The organism is Vallitalea longa (assembly GCF_027923465.1).
GTDB lineage: Bacteria > Bacillota > Clostridia > Lachnospirales > Vallitaleaceae > Vallitalea > Vallitalea longa.
The window spans coordinates 87,238-107,031 of the sequence record NZ_BRLB01000016.1; the positions used below are offsets into that span (position 1 = coordinate 87,238).

16 protein-coding genes are annotated in these 19,794 nt (G+C 29.5%); 5 read left to right on the forward strand and 11 right to left on the reverse strand.

Annotated features, from left to right (window positions below; translation table 11 throughout):
• Nucleotides 1-2: 2 nt before the first annotated feature.
• From QMG30_RS19645 to QMG30_RS19670, 6 genes are all read right to left on the reverse strand, one after another.
• Nucleotides 3-6,407: a helicase-like domain-containing protein gene (locus tag QMG30_RS19645; protein WP_281818419.1), complete on the reverse strand. Its 6,405-nt coding sequence runs from the start codon at nt 6,405-6,407 to the stop codon at nt 3-5.
• A gap of 13 nt (nt 6,408-6,420) precedes the next feature.
• Complete coding sequence (locus QMG30_RS19650) at nt 6,421-7,152, reverse strand: JAB domain-containing protein (RefSeq protein WP_281818421.1); 732 nt, start codon at nt 7,150-7,152, stop codon at nt 6,421-6,423.
• A 6-nt stretch (nt 7,153-7,158) separates the two neighbouring features.
• A complete protein-coding gene (locus QMG30_RS19655) occupies nt 7,159-7,389 on the reverse strand; it encodes a hypothetical protein (protein WP_281818424.1) in 231 nt (76 codons plus the stop codon).
• A 23-nt stretch (nt 7,390-7,412) separates the two neighbouring features.
• The gene (locus QMG30_RS19660; protein ID WP_281818425.1) at nt 7,413-8,396 is read right to left on the reverse strand and encodes a ParB/RepB/Spo0J family partition protein; all 984 of its coding nucleotides are present in this window, start codon (nt 8,394-8,396) and stop codon (nt 7,413-7,415) included.
• 62 nt (nt 8,397-8,458) lie between these two features.
• Nucleotides 8,459-9,445 carry a ParB N-terminal domain-containing protein gene (locus tag QMG30_RS19665; RefSeq protein ID WP_281818427.1) on the reverse strand — a complete coding sequence of 329 codons (987 nt, stop codon included), beginning with the start codon at nt 9,443-9,445 and terminating at the stop codon, nt 8,459-8,461.
• Nucleotides 9,405-10,220 (reverse strand): ParA family protein, encoded by an 816-nt coding sequence (locus QMG30_RS19670; protein WP_281818430.1) that lies wholly within the window; start codon nt 10,218-10,220, stop codon nt 9,405-9,407. Before QMG30_RS19670 ends, QMG30_RS19665 begins: the two co-directional genes overlap by 41 nt.
• Before the next feature lie 134 nt (nt 10,221-10,354).
• On the opposite strand from QMG30_RS19670, the gene QMG30_RS19675 reads away from it, so the two are divergent.
• Nucleotides 10,355-10,570: a helix-turn-helix domain-containing protein gene (locus QMG30_RS19675; protein WP_281818431.1), complete on the forward strand. Its 216-nt coding sequence runs from the start codon at nt 10,355-10,357 to the stop codon at nt 10,568-10,570.
• A gap of 149 nt (nt 10,571-10,719) precedes the next feature.
• Here the strand turns inward: QMG30_RS19675 and QMG30_RS19680 are convergent, their stop codons facing one another.
• Nucleotides 10,720-11,451 (reverse strand): hypothetical protein, encoded by a 732-nt coding sequence (locus QMG30_RS19680; protein ID WP_281818433.1) that lies wholly within the window; start codon nt 11,449-11,451, stop codon nt 10,720-10,722.
• A 606-nt stretch (nt 11,452-12,057) separates the two neighbouring features.
• Nucleotides 12,058-12,984: a homoserine O-acetyltransferase MetA gene (gene metA / locus QMG30_RS19685; protein ID WP_281818435.1), complete on the reverse strand. Its 927-nt coding sequence runs from the start codon at nt 12,982-12,984 to the stop codon at nt 12,058-12,060.
• 197 nt (nt 12,985-13,181) lie between these two features.
• Between metA and QMG30_RS19690 the strand changes: the two genes are divergently transcribed.
• The 4 genes from QMG30_RS19690 to QMG30_RS19705 are packed head-to-tail and all read left to right on the forward strand — an operon-like array spanning nt 13,182 to nt 15,629.
• On the forward strand, nt 13,182-13,547 hold the full coding sequence (locus QMG30_RS19690; protein WP_281818438.1) for a GntR family transcriptional regulator: 366 nt from the start codon (nt 13,182-13,184) through the stop codon (nt 13,545-13,547).
• Between the two features lie 39 nt (nt 13,548-13,586).
• On the forward strand, nt 13,587-14,483 hold the full coding sequence (locus tag QMG30_RS19695; protein ID WP_281818439.1) for an ATP-binding cassette domain-containing protein: 897 nt from the start codon (nt 13,587-13,589) through the stop codon (nt 14,481-14,483).
• On the forward strand, nt 14,467-15,201 hold the full coding sequence (locus QMG30_RS19700; protein ID WP_281818440.1) for a hypothetical protein: 735 nt from the start codon (nt 14,467-14,469) through the stop codon (nt 15,199-15,201). The genes QMG30_RS19695 and QMG30_RS19700 overlap by 17 nt, the downstream gene beginning before the upstream one ends.
• Nucleotides 15,198-15,629 (forward strand): hypothetical protein, encoded by a 432-nt coding sequence (locus QMG30_RS19705; RefSeq protein WP_281818441.1) that lies wholly within the window; start codon nt 15,198-15,200, stop codon nt 15,627-15,629. The genes QMG30_RS19700 and QMG30_RS19705 overlap by 4 nt, the downstream gene beginning before the upstream one ends.
• A gap of 206 nt (nt 15,630-15,835) precedes the next feature.
• Here the strand turns inward: QMG30_RS19705 and QMG30_RS19710 are convergent, their stop codons facing one another.
• The 3 genes from QMG30_RS19710 to QMG30_RS19720 are packed head-to-tail and all read right to left on the reverse strand — an operon-like array spanning nt 15,836 to nt 19,422.
• Nucleotides 15,836-17,734, reverse strand: coding sequence for an aldehyde ferredoxin oxidoreductase family protein (locus tag QMG30_RS19710; protein WP_281818443.1), 1,899 nt, complete (start codon nt 17,732-17,734; stop codon nt 15,836-15,838).
• A gap of 9 nt (nt 17,735-17,743) precedes the next feature.
• On the reverse strand, nt 17,744-18,925 hold the full coding sequence (locus tag QMG30_RS19715) for an iron-containing alcohol dehydrogenase (RefSeq protein ID WP_281818446.1): 1,182 nt from the start codon (nt 18,923-18,925) through the stop codon (nt 17,744-17,746).
• A gap of 14 nt (nt 18,926-18,939) precedes the next feature.
• Entirely contained in the window at nt 18,940-19,422 is a 483-nt protein-coding gene (locus QMG30_RS19720) for a hypothetical protein (protein WP_281818448.1), read from the reverse strand.
• Nucleotides 19,423-19,794 lie beyond the last annotated feature (372 nt).

The window sequence follows — 19,794 nt, forward strand, 5'->3', positions numbered from 1 at the left end:
TCCTATATTACAAGTTCTTCTGTTTTATCATATTCACTTTTTTCTATTTCAACTGTGTTATCATCTTCAATACTATCTTCATGACTTAATACATCATCCTTTGAGTTATTACCAATATCCAGTTCTGCATTAAGCTCTGCTTGTCTTTTTATCTTATCTCTTAATTCATCTTCATATTGAAATGCCTTGTCATACTCTAATTTTGACTGTTTTATATTCTTTCTATATTCCTCCAACTTTGTTTCGTATGTTGATATTTTAGATTCTAGTGAATTTAGTGCATTTTCTATTCTTGTCATATTTCCATGTGGACTACTTCCTAGTTCTATCGAATATCTTAAGTTGCCATGTAATATAAGCTTTGGTCTATCATCGAAATAATTTCCTTTTAATATAATTCCAAAGCCTCTATAATTACCTGCATTTATTTCTGAACCATCTTTTTGTACCTTTGAATAAAAACTCTCTAGCATTGTTCCTGCATCTTGCTTTTCATCAAATATTTTGCCACCAATATTAATTGAAAAGTCTTGGCTGTTATTCATATCTCTTCTTTCTATATCCTTGATTATACATTCTATCTTTTGTTCTAGTTGTGTAATGAGCTTAGGATATCTTATTGTAAAATCATCTTGTAATGAATATCTTTGACTGTTATATGCTGATTTTAGTACCTTTAATCTGCTTACTTCGTTATCTATATCCATCTTTTGCTTTATCTTTGGATTGCCTGTTGCTAATGCTTTTACTTCTGCAAAGGATAATACTGTTTCATCTATATCTTCACAGCTTCTAGTTACTGATTTTGAAGTCATTATTTGACTTATGAATTTCTGTTTATTTTCTACAAGTCCCCACATATAAGAGTCAAATGTACCTTTGGTTACATATCTGTAAATATAAACTTCATCATTCATATTTCCTTGTCTTAATATTCGCCCTTCCCTTTGCTCTATACTTGATGGCTTCCATGCTGTATCTAAATGATGTAATGCTATTAATCTATCCTGTATATTAACTCCTGTTCCCATTTTACTTGTGCTACCAATTATTATTCTTTTTTCTCCACTTCTCATATCTGCAAATAATTTTTCTCTTTGTACTTCAGTTTTTACATCATGTATAAAGCATATTTCTTCTTTGGATATTCCTTTTTTTATTAGTTTATTTTTTATATCATCATAAATACAAAAACGCCCATCACTATTAGGCGTTCCTACATCACAAAATACTATTTGTGTTCCTTTTATACCATTGGTGTCTATATATCTATCATATATATTACTTACACACTTATTTACTTTAGAATCTGTTTCATCAGCAGCTTCTATATTAATTAATCTTGGATCTGTTCCTAGAAGTCTTGCTTCATTTGTTATTTTTAGCATATTATCAAATTTGGGTTCTACTCGTCCATTCCTTATGTTTTCAGCTCTTTCAACAAACTCTAACATAACTTCTTTTGTAAATAATGATGGTTTTGCTGCTACTAGTTGATACTTTTCACCTTTTAATTTTGGCACTGGTAAATCTAACATATTTGCTGTTTGTATATCAGCTACATTTTTAAACATACTCATTAATTCAGGTAGGTTATTGAATTTAGCAAATCTACTTTTCAACCGATATCCACTCCCCTCTGGTGCTAATTCTAGCGATGTTACTACTTCACCAAACATAGCAGCCCAACTGTCAAATATGTGTATTCCTCTTTTCTTTAGTTCATTGTTTTGTAAATATCTCATCATTACAAACATTTCTGTAATTGAATTTGAAATAGGTGTTCCTGTTGCAAATATAACTCCTCTACCTTCGTTTACTTCCTGTATATACTGACATTTCATAAGCATATCTGTTGCTTTCTTAGCTCTTGCCCCTGATATTCCTGATACATTTCTCATTTTAGAAAATACTGCACAATTTTTATATGCATGTGCTTCATCTACGAACATTGTATCTATTCCTAACTCTTCAAAATTGATTACATCATCTTTAGGAGTATCTGTTAGTTTCTTTAACTGCGTTTCTAAACTTTTTTTGAATTTCTCCATTTGCTTTATTGACCATCGCTCTCCATTTTGCATTTTGGTCTCTTCTATAGAATAAGTTATTTGCTCTATTTGTTCTTTTAACATTTTCTTTTCCCTTTCCCTTGATATAGGTATTTTTTCAAAGGAACTGTGACCTATTATTACACAATCATAATCACCTGTAGCTATTCTACTAACAAATTTCTGTCTGTTTTTCTTTTGAAAGTCTTTTCTAGTTGCTACTAATATATTTGCACTTGGATATAATCTTAAAAATTCACTTCCCATCTGTTCTGTAAGGTGGTTAGGAACAACAAAGAGGTTTTTCTTAGCTAGTCCTAATCTTCTTAATTCCATAGCACTTGCAATCATTTCAAAACTCTTTCCTGCACCAACTACGTGCGCTAGTAATGTATTACCTCCATATAATACCCTTGCTACTGCATTTATTTGATGTGGTCTTAATTTTATATCTGGATTCATACCTGGAAATGTTAAATGGCTACCATCATATTCTCTTAATCTAATGTTGTTGAAATTTTCGTTGTAGAAATCAACATATTTTTTTCTTCTCTCTGGTTCTTTGAATATCCAACTTTTAAATTCTTCCTTTATTATATTCTGCTTTTCTCTAGCTAACATTGTTTCTTTTTTATTTACAACATATCTTTCCTTACCATCTTCTTCTATTTTGTCTTTTACTACTACTGATTTAAGGTTTAGTGTATCTTGAATTATATAGTAAGCATTCATTCTGCCTGTCCCATATGTTTTTGTAGATGCTACTGAATATCCATCATTTCCTTTATTTGAAATACCCCATGTAGCATTATATTTGTTAAAATGAACTTTTATAGTGTCATTATCACCATAATTTATTTTTGTATTTTGATAATATCTTGGTGTGTCTAATAGCTCATATGTAAATTGTTCGATATCAGCTGACTCAATCCATGTTGCTCCTAGTTTAACATCTATTTCACTTGTATCAAGGTCTTTTGGCTGCACTTCTTCTAAATAATTTACGTTTATTTTAAATCTTTCATCAGTTCTAGCAAAAACCTTTGCTAGTTTTAGTTTTTGCCTTACATTACCTGATAGGTATTCATCAGCAGTTTCCCAACCATAGGTAATATCCTCTTCTTTATATTTCTCTGGATTAAGAAAGATTAAACCTTTTAATTCATTAACTAGATTTTCAGGTAAGTTTTCATATAGACTAGTCATAAAATCTATATCTACCTTACCACGTTCATTTAGTGATACTGTAAGTGCTTCTACTGCTGTATCTACAGAAGTTATTACTTCTTTAGGTCTTATTGTCTGTTTAGTGAACATATCAGCTTTTATCATATTTTTATCATTATCTTCTACTTCTAAAGAACATAAAAGTGGATAATCATTGTCATCACTAAATGCTTTACTATTTGCATTTGATGAAATATACCCATGCTTTGAAATGAACTCATCATATGTTTTATTTAGTTGATGCTGCTTTAATTTTAATTCATCTTTAGTACATCCCTTAAGCTGTATGTTAATAATATCTCTTGTTATATTTCTTATTTCATGAAGTCCTTTTATCCGTTCTAGCATTTTACCTTTTGCTTTATACTTCCTCATAATTGCATTTTCACGATAGTATAGTTCTCCATCCACGAATGTAAATGTAAAGTTTTTTACGTTAGGATCAGCAGGAATTTCATCTTCTACTATTTCATTTTCTCTATCATATGTGCCAATATCTGCATTAAGGTTCAATACTGCTTTTTCTAGTTCATCAGATAAATTAAATTCAGGATTGGTATTTATACATGCTGTATACTTACTGTTTTCTCTAAACATTCTTTGGTCAAATACCATTTCTCCTAATATCATTTCAGGATTGTCTATAAAATACTGATTTATAGGTACTCCTTTATCATTTTGTGATACATTAAGCCAACTAGGTTCATTTACTGATACTTTTTCTCTCTTTTGTAAAAACAATATATCTGCTGTTACATCTGTTCCTGCTATTTGTTTAAATGCTGTATTTGGAAGTCTTACTGCTCCTATTAAATCTGCTCTTTCTGCAATATACTTTCTTACCGAATTATCTTTTTTATCCATTGTTCCTTTACTTGTTACAAAGGCTATTATTCCATTGGGTCTTACTTTGTCTATTGCTTTAGCTATAAAATAGTCATGAATATAAAAGTTATGTTTATTGTACTTTGGATCAAATAATTTATAATCACCAAATGGTACATTACCTATTGCTACATCAAAGAAGTTATCATTAAAGTTTGTTTCTTCAAAACCACATGATTTGATATTAGCATTTTGATAAAGTTGTTTTGATATTCTTGCTGATATATCATCTAGCTCTACACCATATAACTTAGAATTCTTCACTTCTTCTGGAAGCATAGAAAAAAAATATCCACCCCCCATACTAGGTTCTAATATGTTTCCACCTTTAAATCCAAAGTTATCTAATGCTTTATAAATATTTTCAATAACAATATGTGATGTATAATGAGCATTTGGAGTTGAAGCTCTTGCACTTTGGTATTCTTCTAGTGTAAGTAGTTCTTTTAACTCTTGATATTCAATATTAAAGCTTGCCGAATTTTTATCAAATACTCCAGGTATTCCTCCCCAACCCGTATATCTTGCAAGTATTGATTGTTCCTTTTCAGTTGCTAATCTGTTTTCATTTTCAATAACCTTTAGAGTCTTTATTGCTTCAATATTATTTCTGCATTTTGTTTTAGCTCCACCAACACCTATTTCATCATTTGAATTGTATTTATAGTTAATCTTTTGAATAGGTGTTAATTCAATCTCATTAGTTGTTTTTTCTTCATCTTCAATTATTTCATCAAAATCGTGTGTAACTACTTCACTGTCTTTTATAAAGATATTATTATAAACCATATCTTCAATATATCTATACGCTTCAGTCCACAAAAATCCTAAAGTACTGTATGTGCTACCTTCTTTTTTAGCTACTAACAAATTATTTTTAGTTGTTTTGAACATATAGCTTTCATTATCTAATTCAAAATGTATAGTTTTATCTTTTAATATTTCTTTTGTAAATTTTAGTTTATTATCTTGAGTATCATCGTCTAATATTTTATTTCTAATTCTTTCTTTTTCTTCAATTAATTTTGGTACATTTCTTATGATATTAAGCTGCTCTTTTTTGTTATTGAAAAAGGAAGAACTGTTTTGTTCTTCCCCTGAATTAATATCTATCTTTTTTTGAATATTATCTCTTCCTGTACTATTTCCTCTGCCATACTTTTTATCATCATTCTGTGTTTTGTTGTCTCCATTGTATCCATTGGATTTTGTATTGGATTTTTCTTTAGCAGTTGCTTCATTATTTTTTCTATTCTCTGTCTCGCTTCTTCGTCTACCTTGTGCATTATAGTCATTAACTGACCTTCTGCTAAAAGAAAACTGTATCTGCTCTGGTGATTTTCCTTTAGATATTTCAGTGCTTTCCTTCCGTACTTCCCTAATGGCTTCTCGTCTGCTTCCTTTTGATTTGATATTTGTATCTCTGGATAAAATATTCCGTCTATTTCTTTGTATGTCATTTTGATTTCTTCCTTGACCATTTTTTGTCCTCCTTTGCTCAATCATTATATTTTTTACTTCTTTTTCTATATCCCTTAATATATTTTCAGATATACTGCTTACTGCATTTCCTAATCTAAATATTAACTGCTTGGTATTAAAATGTGTTACTACTGTAAATGTATCATTATCATCATTTATTATTGATATTTCTAAACCACATCTTTTTGCAACAATGTATTCAACGCTTTCTAATATGGTTTGCTTGAAATACATATTGACACTTTCTTCTGGTATTTCTTCAAGCCATGTGTTCTCAATATCATATTTAAAATCCATCATAAATTCTTCTAAGGATTCTTCTACTATCTGTTTTGTTAATGCTTCTATTTGATGTTCTAACTTATAATATTCTATATCATGTTTATTATTTAGCCTCTTTACTAACTTAGATTTGATTGTATCATCTAATTTCCATACAGTGGGTATTGTGTGTTTATCCCCATTTGTATCTTTTATATCAAATAGATATTCTAATTTCAACTCTGGTTTTGTCGTATTGAATACTGCTATACTTTTAGTTCCCTTATTGATATATCTCCCTATCCTCTTATTCCAAAGATCCATCTTAGCGACCATCGTGGCATCAGGTCTTTGTGCATATATTAGAACTGCATTATCAAAATTGTATTTATAGAAACTAGAAGCAAAGGTTAGAAACCTTGTCCATTCTTTTTTGTTACTAATTATTTTAGCTGTTATATTATCATATATTTCTTTTACTTGTATTAACCTTCTACTCATTTAATACCCCCATCTATATTTCCAATTCCCACTCCTCTTCTTGAAAAACTTCTTGTTGAACATATCCTTCCTGATTTTCTTCAGATATATTTTTTCCTACTTTAATTGGTTCGTAACTTGCTTTGCCATTACATGTTTCTGGTATTAAACCTTTTTGTTCCATTGATGTATAATTTGTTCCAGCAACAATTATATGATCAAGAATTCTTATATCAAGAGGTGTAAATATATTAACTAAACCTTGTGTTAACGTCATATCTTCTTTAGATGGTATTGTAGAACCACCAGGATGATTGTGAGCTAATATCATAGAACTACAATCACAGTTCATTGCTTTTTTTAATAATTCTCTTGGGAATATAACTGCTTTAGAAACTGTTCCTTCTGAAATAGTTTGAGTCTCAATTATGTTATTACCATTATCTAAAAAGGCCACCATGAATTTTTCTTTATCTTTTATACCACTTAAAAGAGGAATAAAATAATTAGCTACTTGATATGGTGAAGTAAATTTTATTTTATCTTCATGGTCATGATTTTTAAGTAAGTTATATGAAGCTAAAAATTCATTTAATAACCCTATTTTCTGTATTTGCTTTTCACTTAAATCGACTGTTTTAGGATGTTCTAATATATTTAATGGATTATTATTTTTTGCATAGTTTTCTATCTTCTTATATGAAACACCAGTCAATGTTTTTAAACCTTTTAGAAATTTGTTTGTATATGGTTTATTATTTTTCATATTATTTTATCCCCCATATCTTGCTGTAGCATTTTGAACATACATTAAAATATCTTGTACAGCTAGAAGTTTATTTGTTATATCTACTGTAAAATCCATAAGTTCAATATTCTTTAGAAAATTTTCTACACCATAATCTAATATGTAGTTTGAAATCTTTTTGCTTGTTTGCTCATCAACTTCTAATAACTTAATTAATGATGTACATATATTCTCATATTGTTTTATATTACTCATTAACTTATTCTCCTTCCATATTGTTAATCTCTTTCTTGTTGAAAATATAGTGTTAACGCTTTTTCTATTACATCTTCTATTTCTTTTGGTTTTTGCTCCTTAGTAAAAAATTTACTTACAATGTTATTCTTTAACTTAAAGTGAGATGGTCTTCCTTTTTTCTTCTTTTCAACTTTGCCTTTAATAATATCTAATACTGTATCTTTAGTTAGTTCATCTTTTTTTGCTTCCGAACGGATAAGTGCTGCTTTTTTCATATCTATATTTGCATTTTCTATTTCTGATATTACTGAATGTACTAGATACTGTTCTTCATTATTTAAATATGATAAATCTACACCTGCACGAATAGATATTTGATTTTCGTCCATTAATTCTTGGAATGGTTTTATTAGTTTCGCTATTCTTAGATATCTTGCAATAGAGTTTTTAGACAGATTATATTCTTTACCTACTTTATCTATAGTTTTTAACTTGTTCCCCATTGGGGCACAAGTTTCACAATCCTTTATTTCATCAGCTTCTAATAGCTTTTCAATTTCATTAAAGAGGTCATTTCTTACTCCTTGATTTTTCATAGCTTCATGTCTTGATGCTATAACCGAAGCTCTTTCTGAATGTGATAAATCTGCAAATGAACGTTGTATTAAATTCGTCTCTGTTACAATTAGAAAAGCTTCTTCATCTGTTAAATCTTCTTTTATTACAGCAGGAACTTTTTCAAGCCCTGCTATGTTTGCTGCGTTAACACGATTATGTCCACTGAGAATTTCATATTGATTATTATTTATTGGTCTTACTATAACTGGTACAATAACACCTAAATCTTCAATACTTTTAATCATGTCGTCCAAGCGTTCACCTTCGTATAATTTAAATGGATGATTTTTAAAGGGTAATAAATCCTTTAATGAAATTTCTGTAATACTTTCTTCTACACTTGACTCATTGTCTAATATTTCTTCTCCAAACATTTCTTCAAATGATTGTAATCTCTTTTTACTCATGGTTAGCAAACTCCCTTCTAGATTTTCTTTTTCTATATATCCACACTATTTATTAAACTGAATTATAAAGTTAATTCTTCATCCTCTTCTTCTATAACCTCAATTTCATTTATCCTGTTAAAATATAACTGTAGTGCTCTATCTATAATATTTTCTATATCTTTTTCGTTTTGTTCAGGATTGAAATATTTTGATATTATATTAGACTGTATCCTAATACCTGTTCGATTTTTAACTTGATTGTTATACTTTCCTGTTATGATTTCTACTGCCTTATGCCATGTTAGCTTATCTTTTTTACCGTAAGCTCTTAGTATAGATGCTTTTTTCATAACTACTTTAAAAGTGTTTTCAGATACTATTGCTTCTACCATTTCTTGGTTATCCTCAGATAAATATGATAAGTCTACTCCTGCTCTCATAGAAATTTTACCTTGGTTAACCATTTCTTTAAGTGGAACTGTTAATTTATTAATCCTTAAATATCTTGCAACTGTTCTTGCTGATAATCCATATTCATCACCAATTTTGTCAATAGTTTTTAACTTGTTGCCCAGTGGGCAACAAGTTTGATCAATAGCTAAATTTGGTGCTTTAGAAAGTTTCTCAATCTCATTGATTAAATCGTTTCTTACACCTTGTCCTTTCATAGCATTATGTCTTGTATATATAACAGCTGCTCTTTCAGAATGTGATAAATCAGTAAATGAACGCTGCATTAAGTTAGTTTCTGTTACTATCAATGTCGCTTCTTCATCTGTTAGGTTATCCTTTATAATGGCAGGTACTTCTGATAGTCCTATTATCTTAGCTGATTTAACTCTATTATGACCACTTAGTATTTCATAACTTTTATCTTTTTTCCTTATAACAAGTGGTACAATAATTCCATAGTTACTAACACTATCAACCATATCCTTTAATCTTTGACCTTCATATAGTTTGAAGGGATGATTTTTAAATGGAACTAGATTATCCAACTTAATATTTATTACCTCATTGACATCTTTACCTTTTTTCAATACATCTGTTTTTGTATTTTGCTCCATTTATAATCAACTCCTTTGCAAAGTTTTGATAAGCTATTGCCGCCTTGTTTTCAGGCATATACTCAACAATGCTCATACTTTGCAAATTTGCTTCTCCTACTTTAACTGACTTAGGTATTTTATTTTTAAATATCCTAATGTTTTCACCATATGAAGCTTTAATCATTTCAAGAATGTTTTTAGATAAATTTGTCCTTTCTTCAAACATGGTAAGAAGTATTCCTTCAAATTCTATTTTGGAATTTATACGTTTTTTTAGTTTTACTATTGTTTTTAATAATAGCTCTAATCCTTTAGCCGATAAATATTCAGGTGTAGCAGGTATTAGTACACTGTCACATGTTGCAAGAACATTTATTGTCATTAAACCAAGTGAAGGCATGCAGTCAAGTAATATGTAATCATAGTCATTTTTAATTTTATCAATAATTGTTTTGAGTACATATTCACGACTCATAGTAGATACTAAATTAATTTCTACTGCCGATAGCTCAATGCTACTTGGAATAATATCTACTCCTTCTTTTTTAATGATATAACTCTCTTTTGGTGGTAAGTCGTTATCACTTATTACATCAATCATAAGATGATAAAGTGTCCTATCTAATTTTTCTGGATTTTCAATTCCAAAACAATCTGTCATACTGGCTTGATTATCGCAATCAACCGATAGCACTTTATATCCCTGTCTAGCTAATATTGTTGCTAAATTTCTACAAGTTGTACTTTTTCCTACTCCACCTTTTTGTGATGCTATAGCAATAATTTTATTCATGGTTTTACTCCTTTCTGTTATTAACTTTATAGTTTGATTATACACTTTCAAATTGATTAATGCAAAGTTTCATCAAATTATATTTGATGATATACACTTTTTGGTGTATTATTAAACTTAGGCAGGTGATAAATATGAAACTTACTATGGGTGAAAAAATCCGTATTTTATTAAAGAGGAAGAATGTTACGATTGTTGAACTTAGTCGTAGAATAGGAACTTCAAATCAAAATTTGGCTAATAAATTAAAGAGAGATAATTTTTCAACTAATGAATTAGAACAGATTGCTAAAGCTTTGGATTGTGAATTTGAAGGATGTTTTGTTGAAAGAGATGGAAAGAAGATATAAAAACTAATTTTAATAATAAAAGAGGGTACCTTCATATAAAATATTTTATGGTATAACAAAAGTCCTATTAAGAAAGTTTTCTCTCTGTCAATAGGACTTGGTATAAATTTAAAATTGAGTATGTATGTATTATGCTTTAATCAAATCTGCTAATAATTTGTTTCTTGTTGTAAATCATCTTTAAATTCACTCCACTTTAACTTTGACCTATTACATTTATTGAATTCCTCAGCTAATTTATTAAGCTGAATAATTAATCCAGCCACATATTCGTGTAACTTTGCTGTTTTGATATTTATAAAATTTTTATAATCAGTTTGATTGCTAACAGAATCAGTTGGAATTTTAGTACCTTGTAATCTTACATTTTTTATTTTAAATTCATTCAATTCATAATTAAGTGTATCCTTATAAAGGTTGGTGACTAAGTATTTCAACTTATATTGCTCTTTTTTAAAACTAATAAGTTCATTAATAATTTCAGGTAACTTTGAACTCTTAGAAAATCCATTGTAATATTCTAATCCCATTTTTTGCATGAACTCAATGTTTAGGGAAGCTAGAGATTCAATAATATTGTAATCTAGTTCTCTTAAATCGGTTATGCTTGCTACTTCTGGAACAATCTTACCCATAATATCTTTTATAGCAAGCAAATTTATATATAAACTACGCATATTATCATTAATATCGTTCAAAATTTTTTCTCTTTCATGGAAATACCCGATTAAAGCAACAACTGTAGATACTATAAAGCTTGCAAATATACTCGCTACAATACTTAAACTTAATTCATTACATTGCTGCAATATGAAAGTAAGTGTACCAAAAATTATTGAAATAATTATACATATAATTGAAGTTTTTTTATTTATCTTCATATATTCATCACTCTTTTCTCATCTTCAATTCTATCAACTCATTTTTTTGGTGTAATAATCTTATCATATTTAAACAGAAATATCTTATAGCTAACAAATTTAAGATTATATCCGCTTATTATAACTTGGTTATAATAATTTTAAAACATATTCCAATATTTATCAACACTGTTATGTGTTCCTTACCAAATATCTTTTAGATATTAAGTTATTTATTATTTTACTTAACAGTCCGTAATAATAGACACTTAACATAACTTGTACGAGAAACATATAAACCAAGCTTTATCATAACCAAAAAACTGAAACCATGATTACTTATCCAATATGTTGGTAACTCTAAATAATTTTCTTCCAAATCAAAAAAACGAGAGCAACTGATAATTACCAGAGTTCTCGTTTTTCACTTCAAATTTCACTATAAATTATATAACCATTATAAGTTCAATATCATTAAATTATTAATCAAATATATCAAAATTTTTGACACCAATTCAATACCTTCCGACACCAATTTGACACCAAATGACACCAATTTGGCCCCACAAGCTACGATAAATTACGATACTTTGCGAGTTTCAATAATCGCTGTAACCCCTGTAAAACCTAGCTTTCTTCACCAATCTCATCCATAAGGTATGGTGTTTGCTGATATACATAATAATTCAACCAGTTAGAATATATAAGATGAGCATGCGCTCTCCAACAAACTCTAGGATATTGATTTTCATCATCATAAGGGAAATAGTTCTTAGGTAATTTCGTATCTATTCCTCGTTCTTTATCTCTAAAATATTCTTGTTTAAGCGTTAGTGGGTCATATTCTGAATGTCCTGTTACAAAAATCTGTTTTCCATCTTTGGACATAACGATATATACACCTGCTTCATTAGATTCGGATAGCAGTTCCAAATTAGGGTTATTAATGATATCTTCTTTTCTAACTCCTGTAAATCTTGAATGAGGAACAAAAAAGCTATCATTAAATCCTCTAAGCAATTTATAATTAGGTTTTAGAACATTATGTTTGAAAACTCCAAACATCTTATCTGGTAACAGATATTTTTTGACTCCGTAATGATAATAAAGTCCTGCTTGAGCTCCCCAACATATATGAAAAGTGGATGTAACATTGGTCTTAGTCCATTCCATGATTTCTTTTAGTTCATCCCAATATCCTACTTGTTCAAAATCCATTTTCTCTATAGGTGCTCCAGTTATTATCATACCATCGAATTTTTTATGTTTTATCTCCTTAAAGATAGTATAGAAACTTAGCAAATGTTTTTTGGAAGTATTCTTAGACTCGTATGATTCTGGATGCAATAGAGTAATTTCCACCTGCAAAGGTGTATTACTAAGCAATCTTAAAAGCTGAGTCTCTGTAGCTTGTTTTAATGGCATTAGATTAAGTATGGCAATCTTCAAAGAACGTATGTCCTGTCTTATAGCTCTATCTTCATCCATTACAAATATATTTTCTTTCCGTAAAACTTGCTTAGCAGGTAAATCGTTATCAACTTTTATTGGCATTCTAATCACCTTTTCTAGTAATTTGATTTCTCATATAATGTTATACGATAGCGTACTCGTTCATTAATTCAATATTATACTACAAAGAGTAAAAAAACAAAAGGGAAAAAGTTTTTGATACTATACTATTGACAACTAAATCAATAAATAGTATACTGCATTACATAAGTAATGTAGTGCGGAGGTGGTAATATTTAATGAAATTATCTCAAGATAGTATAAAACCTATATATGTTCAGATTGCAGAAGGTATAGAAGATGATATCCTTAATGGAATATTAAAAGAAAATAAACAAGCATATTCCCAATATCAGATTTCTAAACAATTCTGTATTAATCCTGCAACAGCAGCCAAAGGAATTAATGTACTTGTTAATGAAGGAATCTTATATAAGAAAAGAGGGTTAGGTATGCATGTTTCAGAAGGGGCAAAAGAAATGATTCAAATAAAGCGAAAAAAAGTTTTTTATTCAACCATGTTAAAAAGTCTACTGTCAGAAGCTAAAAAATTAGGTATAAGTAAAAATGAAATAAAAAAGGAAATGGATAATATCGATTTATAAAATTCATACTCCATTTTAGATAAGAGGAGGTTATATTAGATGGCAATAATTAATTGTAGAAATTTAACTAAAAAATACACTAATAAGCTAGCACTAGATGATGTATCTTTTTCAATAGATGAAAATAGGATTATAGGATTAATAGGTAGAAATGGTGCTGGTAAATCCACATTATTGAAAACATGTGCTGGTTATATAAGACCCACAAGTGGTGATATCACTCTATGGGATGAACCTATTTTCAATAACATGAATGTACTTTCACGTCTAATCTTCATTAATGAAGATATGAGATTCCATCATTCATTGAAGCTAAAGGATATAATAAAATTATCAAAAATCTACTATGCAAACTGGGATAACGAACTAGCTACAAAACTATTTAATTACTTTAATCTTGATATAAAACTAAAATATGCAAAGCTTTCTACAGGTATGAAATCTCAATTTAATTTTATTATGGGAATCTGTAGTCGTATGTCCTTAACCCTATTCGATGAGCCTACTTTAGGTCTTGACGCTGCTGTTAGAAAAGAATTTTATAATATATTGTTAAAAGATTTTATGGACAATCCAAGAACTATTATAATTTCAAGTCATATGTTACATGAACTGGAAAATTTATTAGAAGAAATAATAATAATCAAGAACGGAAAATTTTTAATGCAAGAACCTATTGATGTTATTCAAAATTATAGTGTAAGTTTAAATGGTGCAAGAAAAGTTATTATACCTTTTATAGAATCTCATAAAACTTTATTTGAAAATGAATTAGGTGATAGTATTACAGCAGGTATAGAAAACAACTTAACCAAAAAAGATATATATTATCTAAATGAAAACAATGTTGAAATCAATAAGATTAGTTCAGAAGATACTTGTGTATACTTAACAAGTAATACGAAGGAAGGTGAGATTTATGACATCATCAGTTAAGCGTTCTTTAACTGGAATTTTATATAATCTATTGATGGATTTTAAAACTAACGCTAAAATAGGGATTATAATCAGTTTTGCTATTGGTATATTAATTAATGGAACACTTTTCACTCATCTAAATACAAATAATGAAGTTTATCAATGTACGAATATCGGATTTCTTCAACAAGGTTTTATATTTATGACTGTTGTATTTAGTATTGGCATATTTATATCTTGTAGCAAACAAGTATTTAATAGAAAATTTGTTTTTCCACTTAATAGAAAGATATATGCTCTGGGTAATTTTTTCTTTATAGTAATCGGTTCATATATCGCAATGATAATTATATGTGCTCTAGAAATTATTGAATTTGTTTTTAGTATGATTTGTAGTAGCGTAACTAAAGTATATTATTTTATACCCACTGTTAGTCCCAAATCATTTTTATCAGGATTTATTATCTTATTTTCTTTAATGGCATGTATTGTATCGCTTGTATATTTGATATCAGTCTTTTTCTATAAATTCAAAATAACAACATGCATAATAATATCCATACTTATTTTTGGCTATTTCAATATAACAAGTATAAATGTATTTTTCATAAATATTAGTACGTTTTACTTTAATGATACATCAGTATTATTTATATTAATAAAATTTTGGATATCTACTATAGTTTTTCAGTTAATCGCCTATACTCCAATAAAATTTAGGGAGGTAGAAAAATGAAGAAAAAAATTTTAGGCCTATTCTTAATATCATTAATAATATTAGGAACATTAACAGGACTTATATCAATCGCTAGTGATGATTTGAAAACCTCTAAAGGGAAGTATGAAATTAATAATGAAAAACCACTATATATTAATAATAATAATTGTAATTGTAAATTGGTTGAATGGAATAAAGACTATGTAGAAATATATTCTACCTTTTTGTTCAATTCTTTATATAAAGACAAGCCTTATGATATTAGCTATGAAAACAATCAGTTAGAATTCAAAAAAACACCTATCAATCAAATTATTATATTTAACGTACCAGATATGTACATAATAAGAAACCTACAAAAAGATAATTCTAGTGACATACTTTATAATGAATCAGATTTCACGATCTATTATCCACAAGGAACTAAAATACAGAATTTAGATTAGAAGATAATAGTAACCTGAATAAATCAAGTATTTTAAAAAGCTCAATAGATCTAGAGAAATATCTTTCTATGATAGAAATATATAATATAAATAAAAGCTGTATTACAATATTTTAATACGTAGACCAATAAATCCAGTATCCTAATTATTATGATACAGCTTAGCTTTTTTTCTTTTCAACTTTTACATACTTAATTTTAAATTTATCATAACCCTAACTTATTCAACAACCGTTTCTTAGGAATCCCCTCTTTATCCCACCTTCTACTCTTATAATATTTTTTCTTAAGAGCTTCAAGAGGTACTTTAGATTTAACATTATCCTTTTCTTGTGGAACATCTGTTAATCTTTCTGGCAAACTATCATCATCAGGCTTCCATCCTAATTTTATATTCATTAATTTTTCAAGATTATATCCTCTCTCACCAATTGTTTTATATCTTCCAAAATCCATTTTCATTCCCGTTACTAATTCAACACCTTTTATATGTGGTATCATAGGAACTTTAATAGCCATGTGTTTAATTTTATTAAGCCATTGTACAACTGCTGCCGCTATATGTCTAGTCAATATGAAATTAAGCACTTTTGCAACTGGTGACGTTGGATTCTTCACTACGAAACCTGGAACCATAGGATACAATGAAAACAGACATTGTCCCCCTGCTGAACAAGCTTCCATTAGATTTTGACTCAATATTGTCATTTCAGCTTTGTTGACTTTTGAGAAAGGATTCATATTAAAGGTAAATATCTCAAATAAGACTATATATCCTGCATTAAGATGGCATCCTCCACGATTAGATACAGCATAACCTAGTCCTTGACCTACTGCTCCTCTTGGAGTATATGCTGATAATTCCATACCCTTTGAATGAATAGCATACTCCTTACCACCATATTTTTCTGAAAGCCATTTGACACCTTTAGCCAATTCCTCCCCAATGCCTTCTTTATAAGCTATTTTATGTATTATTTCTGATATATTATCTATCTTACCGAATTCAAGACCATTATCCCACAGTCCTTTTTCATTAAGTTCCATGGCAAATGCTATGATACCAGCTGTAGTTATAGTATCCATTCCCAATTCGTCTAGCTCATAATTCCATTTAAATACTTGTTCCAAGTTACTGTTTTCAATATTTGCTGTAAGTAAGCTTAATGTTTCAAGCTCAGGACCTTTTACCACATTGCCATCAACTTCTACCATACGTCCACATTGAATTGGGCAAGTGATACAACCTTTGTTTTTTATTAAATGCTTCTCCGCCAAAGTCTCACCACATACTTTTTCATAATCATCGTAAGTTCCATACTTGAAATTTTTAGTTGCTAAAATATGATGTTTATGCATTGGTTTCAGTAATGCAGCAGTTCCATATTTGGGAAGCTGACTTCCAGTTAATGGATGCTTCTTAATCATCTTAATCCATTTTTTGATATATTTTTTGTATTCATCTCTATTTTTTTCAACTGGCAATGCTTTCAATTTTCCATAAGCAGTTATGGCTTTTATGTTCTTGGATCCCATTACGGCTCCCACACCACCTCTTCCAGCTGTTCTATCCTGACTGAATACACCTGCATGTATAACCATATTTTCTCCAGCTGGTCCTATAACAATCTTACCTGCCTTTTTGTTGAGATTTTCTTGAACTTCAGTGGTACTTTGCCCCCAAAGTTCCGTAGCATCATGATATATGACATCTTCTTCGGTTATCTCTATCCATGTCTTTTCCTTACATTTCCCTCTTAATACAATAGCATCATATCCTGATTTCTTTAACATTAATCCAAAATTTCCACCACAATTGGATGAAGTGAGAAAACCTGTTTGGGGTGATAAAGTTGATATATTGAATCTACTAGAAGAAGGTGCATTAGTTCCTGTCATTGGACCGGTAGAAACAACTACAATATTATCTTGGTCAAAAGCATCAATACCAACTTTTAGCTCATCATATAATATCTTAGCAGCCATAATTTTACCGCCAAGATATTTCTCCCTATCTTCATCACTAAAGGGATACTCACTTATTTCCCTACTAGATAAATTAATCTGTAAGACTTTACCCATGTATCCACCTAATTCAGTTCCCATAAATACCTCCTAATAAGCTTTGTTCAATATAGAGCGAATAGCCTCTCTACTAACATTCTTATAATTAACTAAAGCCGCACCATCATTAATAGCAGTCTCTATCACTTTATCAAAATCATCTTTGGAAACTTTTACATCCCTTAATCTTAGAGGAAGATCTCCTACTTCATTTAACTTAGTTAACATCTTTTTAATTTCTTCAATATATCTTTTACCACGTTCATTAACAGGTACTTTGGCTGTTTCTTCTATTCCAATAATATATTGTAATAATTCACCATAGAGATTACCTACAACCTCATAGTTATATTCCATACAATAAGGAAGTAATATAGACATTGCATAACCATGTGGCACGTGGCACACTCCCCCTAGAGCATGACCTATAGCATGAACTATTCCTACCATTGAATTAGAAAAAGCTGTCCCTGCCATATAAGATGCATTGGCAAGTGCCATTCTAGCATCTTCATTCTTACCGTTTTCTACTCCTTCAACTAAATTCTCACATATGGATTTTATAGCTCTTATAGCAAATACATCACTTATCGGATTTTTCTGCTTGCATGTATATGCTTCGATAGCATGAACCAAAGCATCAAAACCTGTAGCTGCTGTTAACTTAGGTGGTAATGTCAATGTCATTCTAGGATCAAGTATAGCAACATCAGGAACTAAATTATAAGATATAAATTCCATTTTCACATTCTGCAATCTATTAGCTATAACAGCAACTAGAGTAGCTTCCGAACCTGTACCTGATGTTGTAGGTATCATAATTGATGGTACAGTTTTTCTCTGTATCACACCCAATCCCATTATGTCAAGTAAGTTATCTGCTCCCGACGAAAGTGTTAAATTAACTCCTTTTGAAGTATCAAGAACAGAACCTCCACCTAGTGCTATTAAACAATCGCATTGGTTTTCTCTGTATATACTGGCAATGTTATTGCATACCTCAACACTTGAGTCTGCCGGTACATCGTCATAGATAAGGGGTTTTCGTATATCTCCTTCTTCTAAAGCTTTTAATAATATTTTGACATGGCCAAATTTCACAAGCATCTTATCTGTAATAATCAATGGCTTTTTACACATCATGTTATTCAACTCATAAGATATATGGTCAATGGCATCCTTTCCCGAAAGCAACTTTGCACGATTTTGATACTCAAAATACTCTGGATTCAATTAAATTCCCCCTTTTATTTCAAACCGAATATAGTAGCCATATATACACTAAAACTGTTTGATGTCAATTTTGGCTTTTCGCTAATGATCTTGCTCCATATAAATTTTGGAAATAAGTAACATTCACAGATATAGAACATCCTAACGACTTTTAATGTCTGGAATATATCTCCCTTTACAATCATCCTATTCTGGGCATATGCCTTATCAAGTCCCAATTGACCTGTGAACAGCTTGAATACTACATTAGTTGATTTGAACATTATTCTAATATTAGTTTCCATTCCATCTTCGTACTTCTTCTTCAATAAACTATGACCCTGCTTGACAAAACAAACTTTTGGTCCGTTTTTATATGTATCAATTACAATTGTAAATCCATCTTCCCAATTAGTAATTTCTTGACGTGCCGTGTTGTCCATTCTTACTGTTGCCTGCAAACCTCTCCCAATTAACTTAGCCACAAATGAAATGATAAATTTCTTAATTGGAACCACCCCCTAGATAAGTATGCATAAAACTCATAAAACATTTCAATGAAAATAGAAAACAGAACTTTCCTACTTAACATGAAAAAAACATATACTTGAGAAATATACAATGTGAAATTATAATTTCAAAATATACGTTTAATATTTTTCTATATGCTATTTAGTTAAGTATATGTCCGGACGTCTATCTTACTTCAGGTTACCATATACTACATTAAATGTCAAATAAAGCTCATACTTATGTAGCTATTTATGATTGATTTATGATAATGTCTTAGTGTACCACAATTGATTATGTCCTATTTATTAATTATGGTATATAATAAAACCTCATGTATTTTAAAGACAGAGGTGATTATCATTAGAAAGGTAAACTTA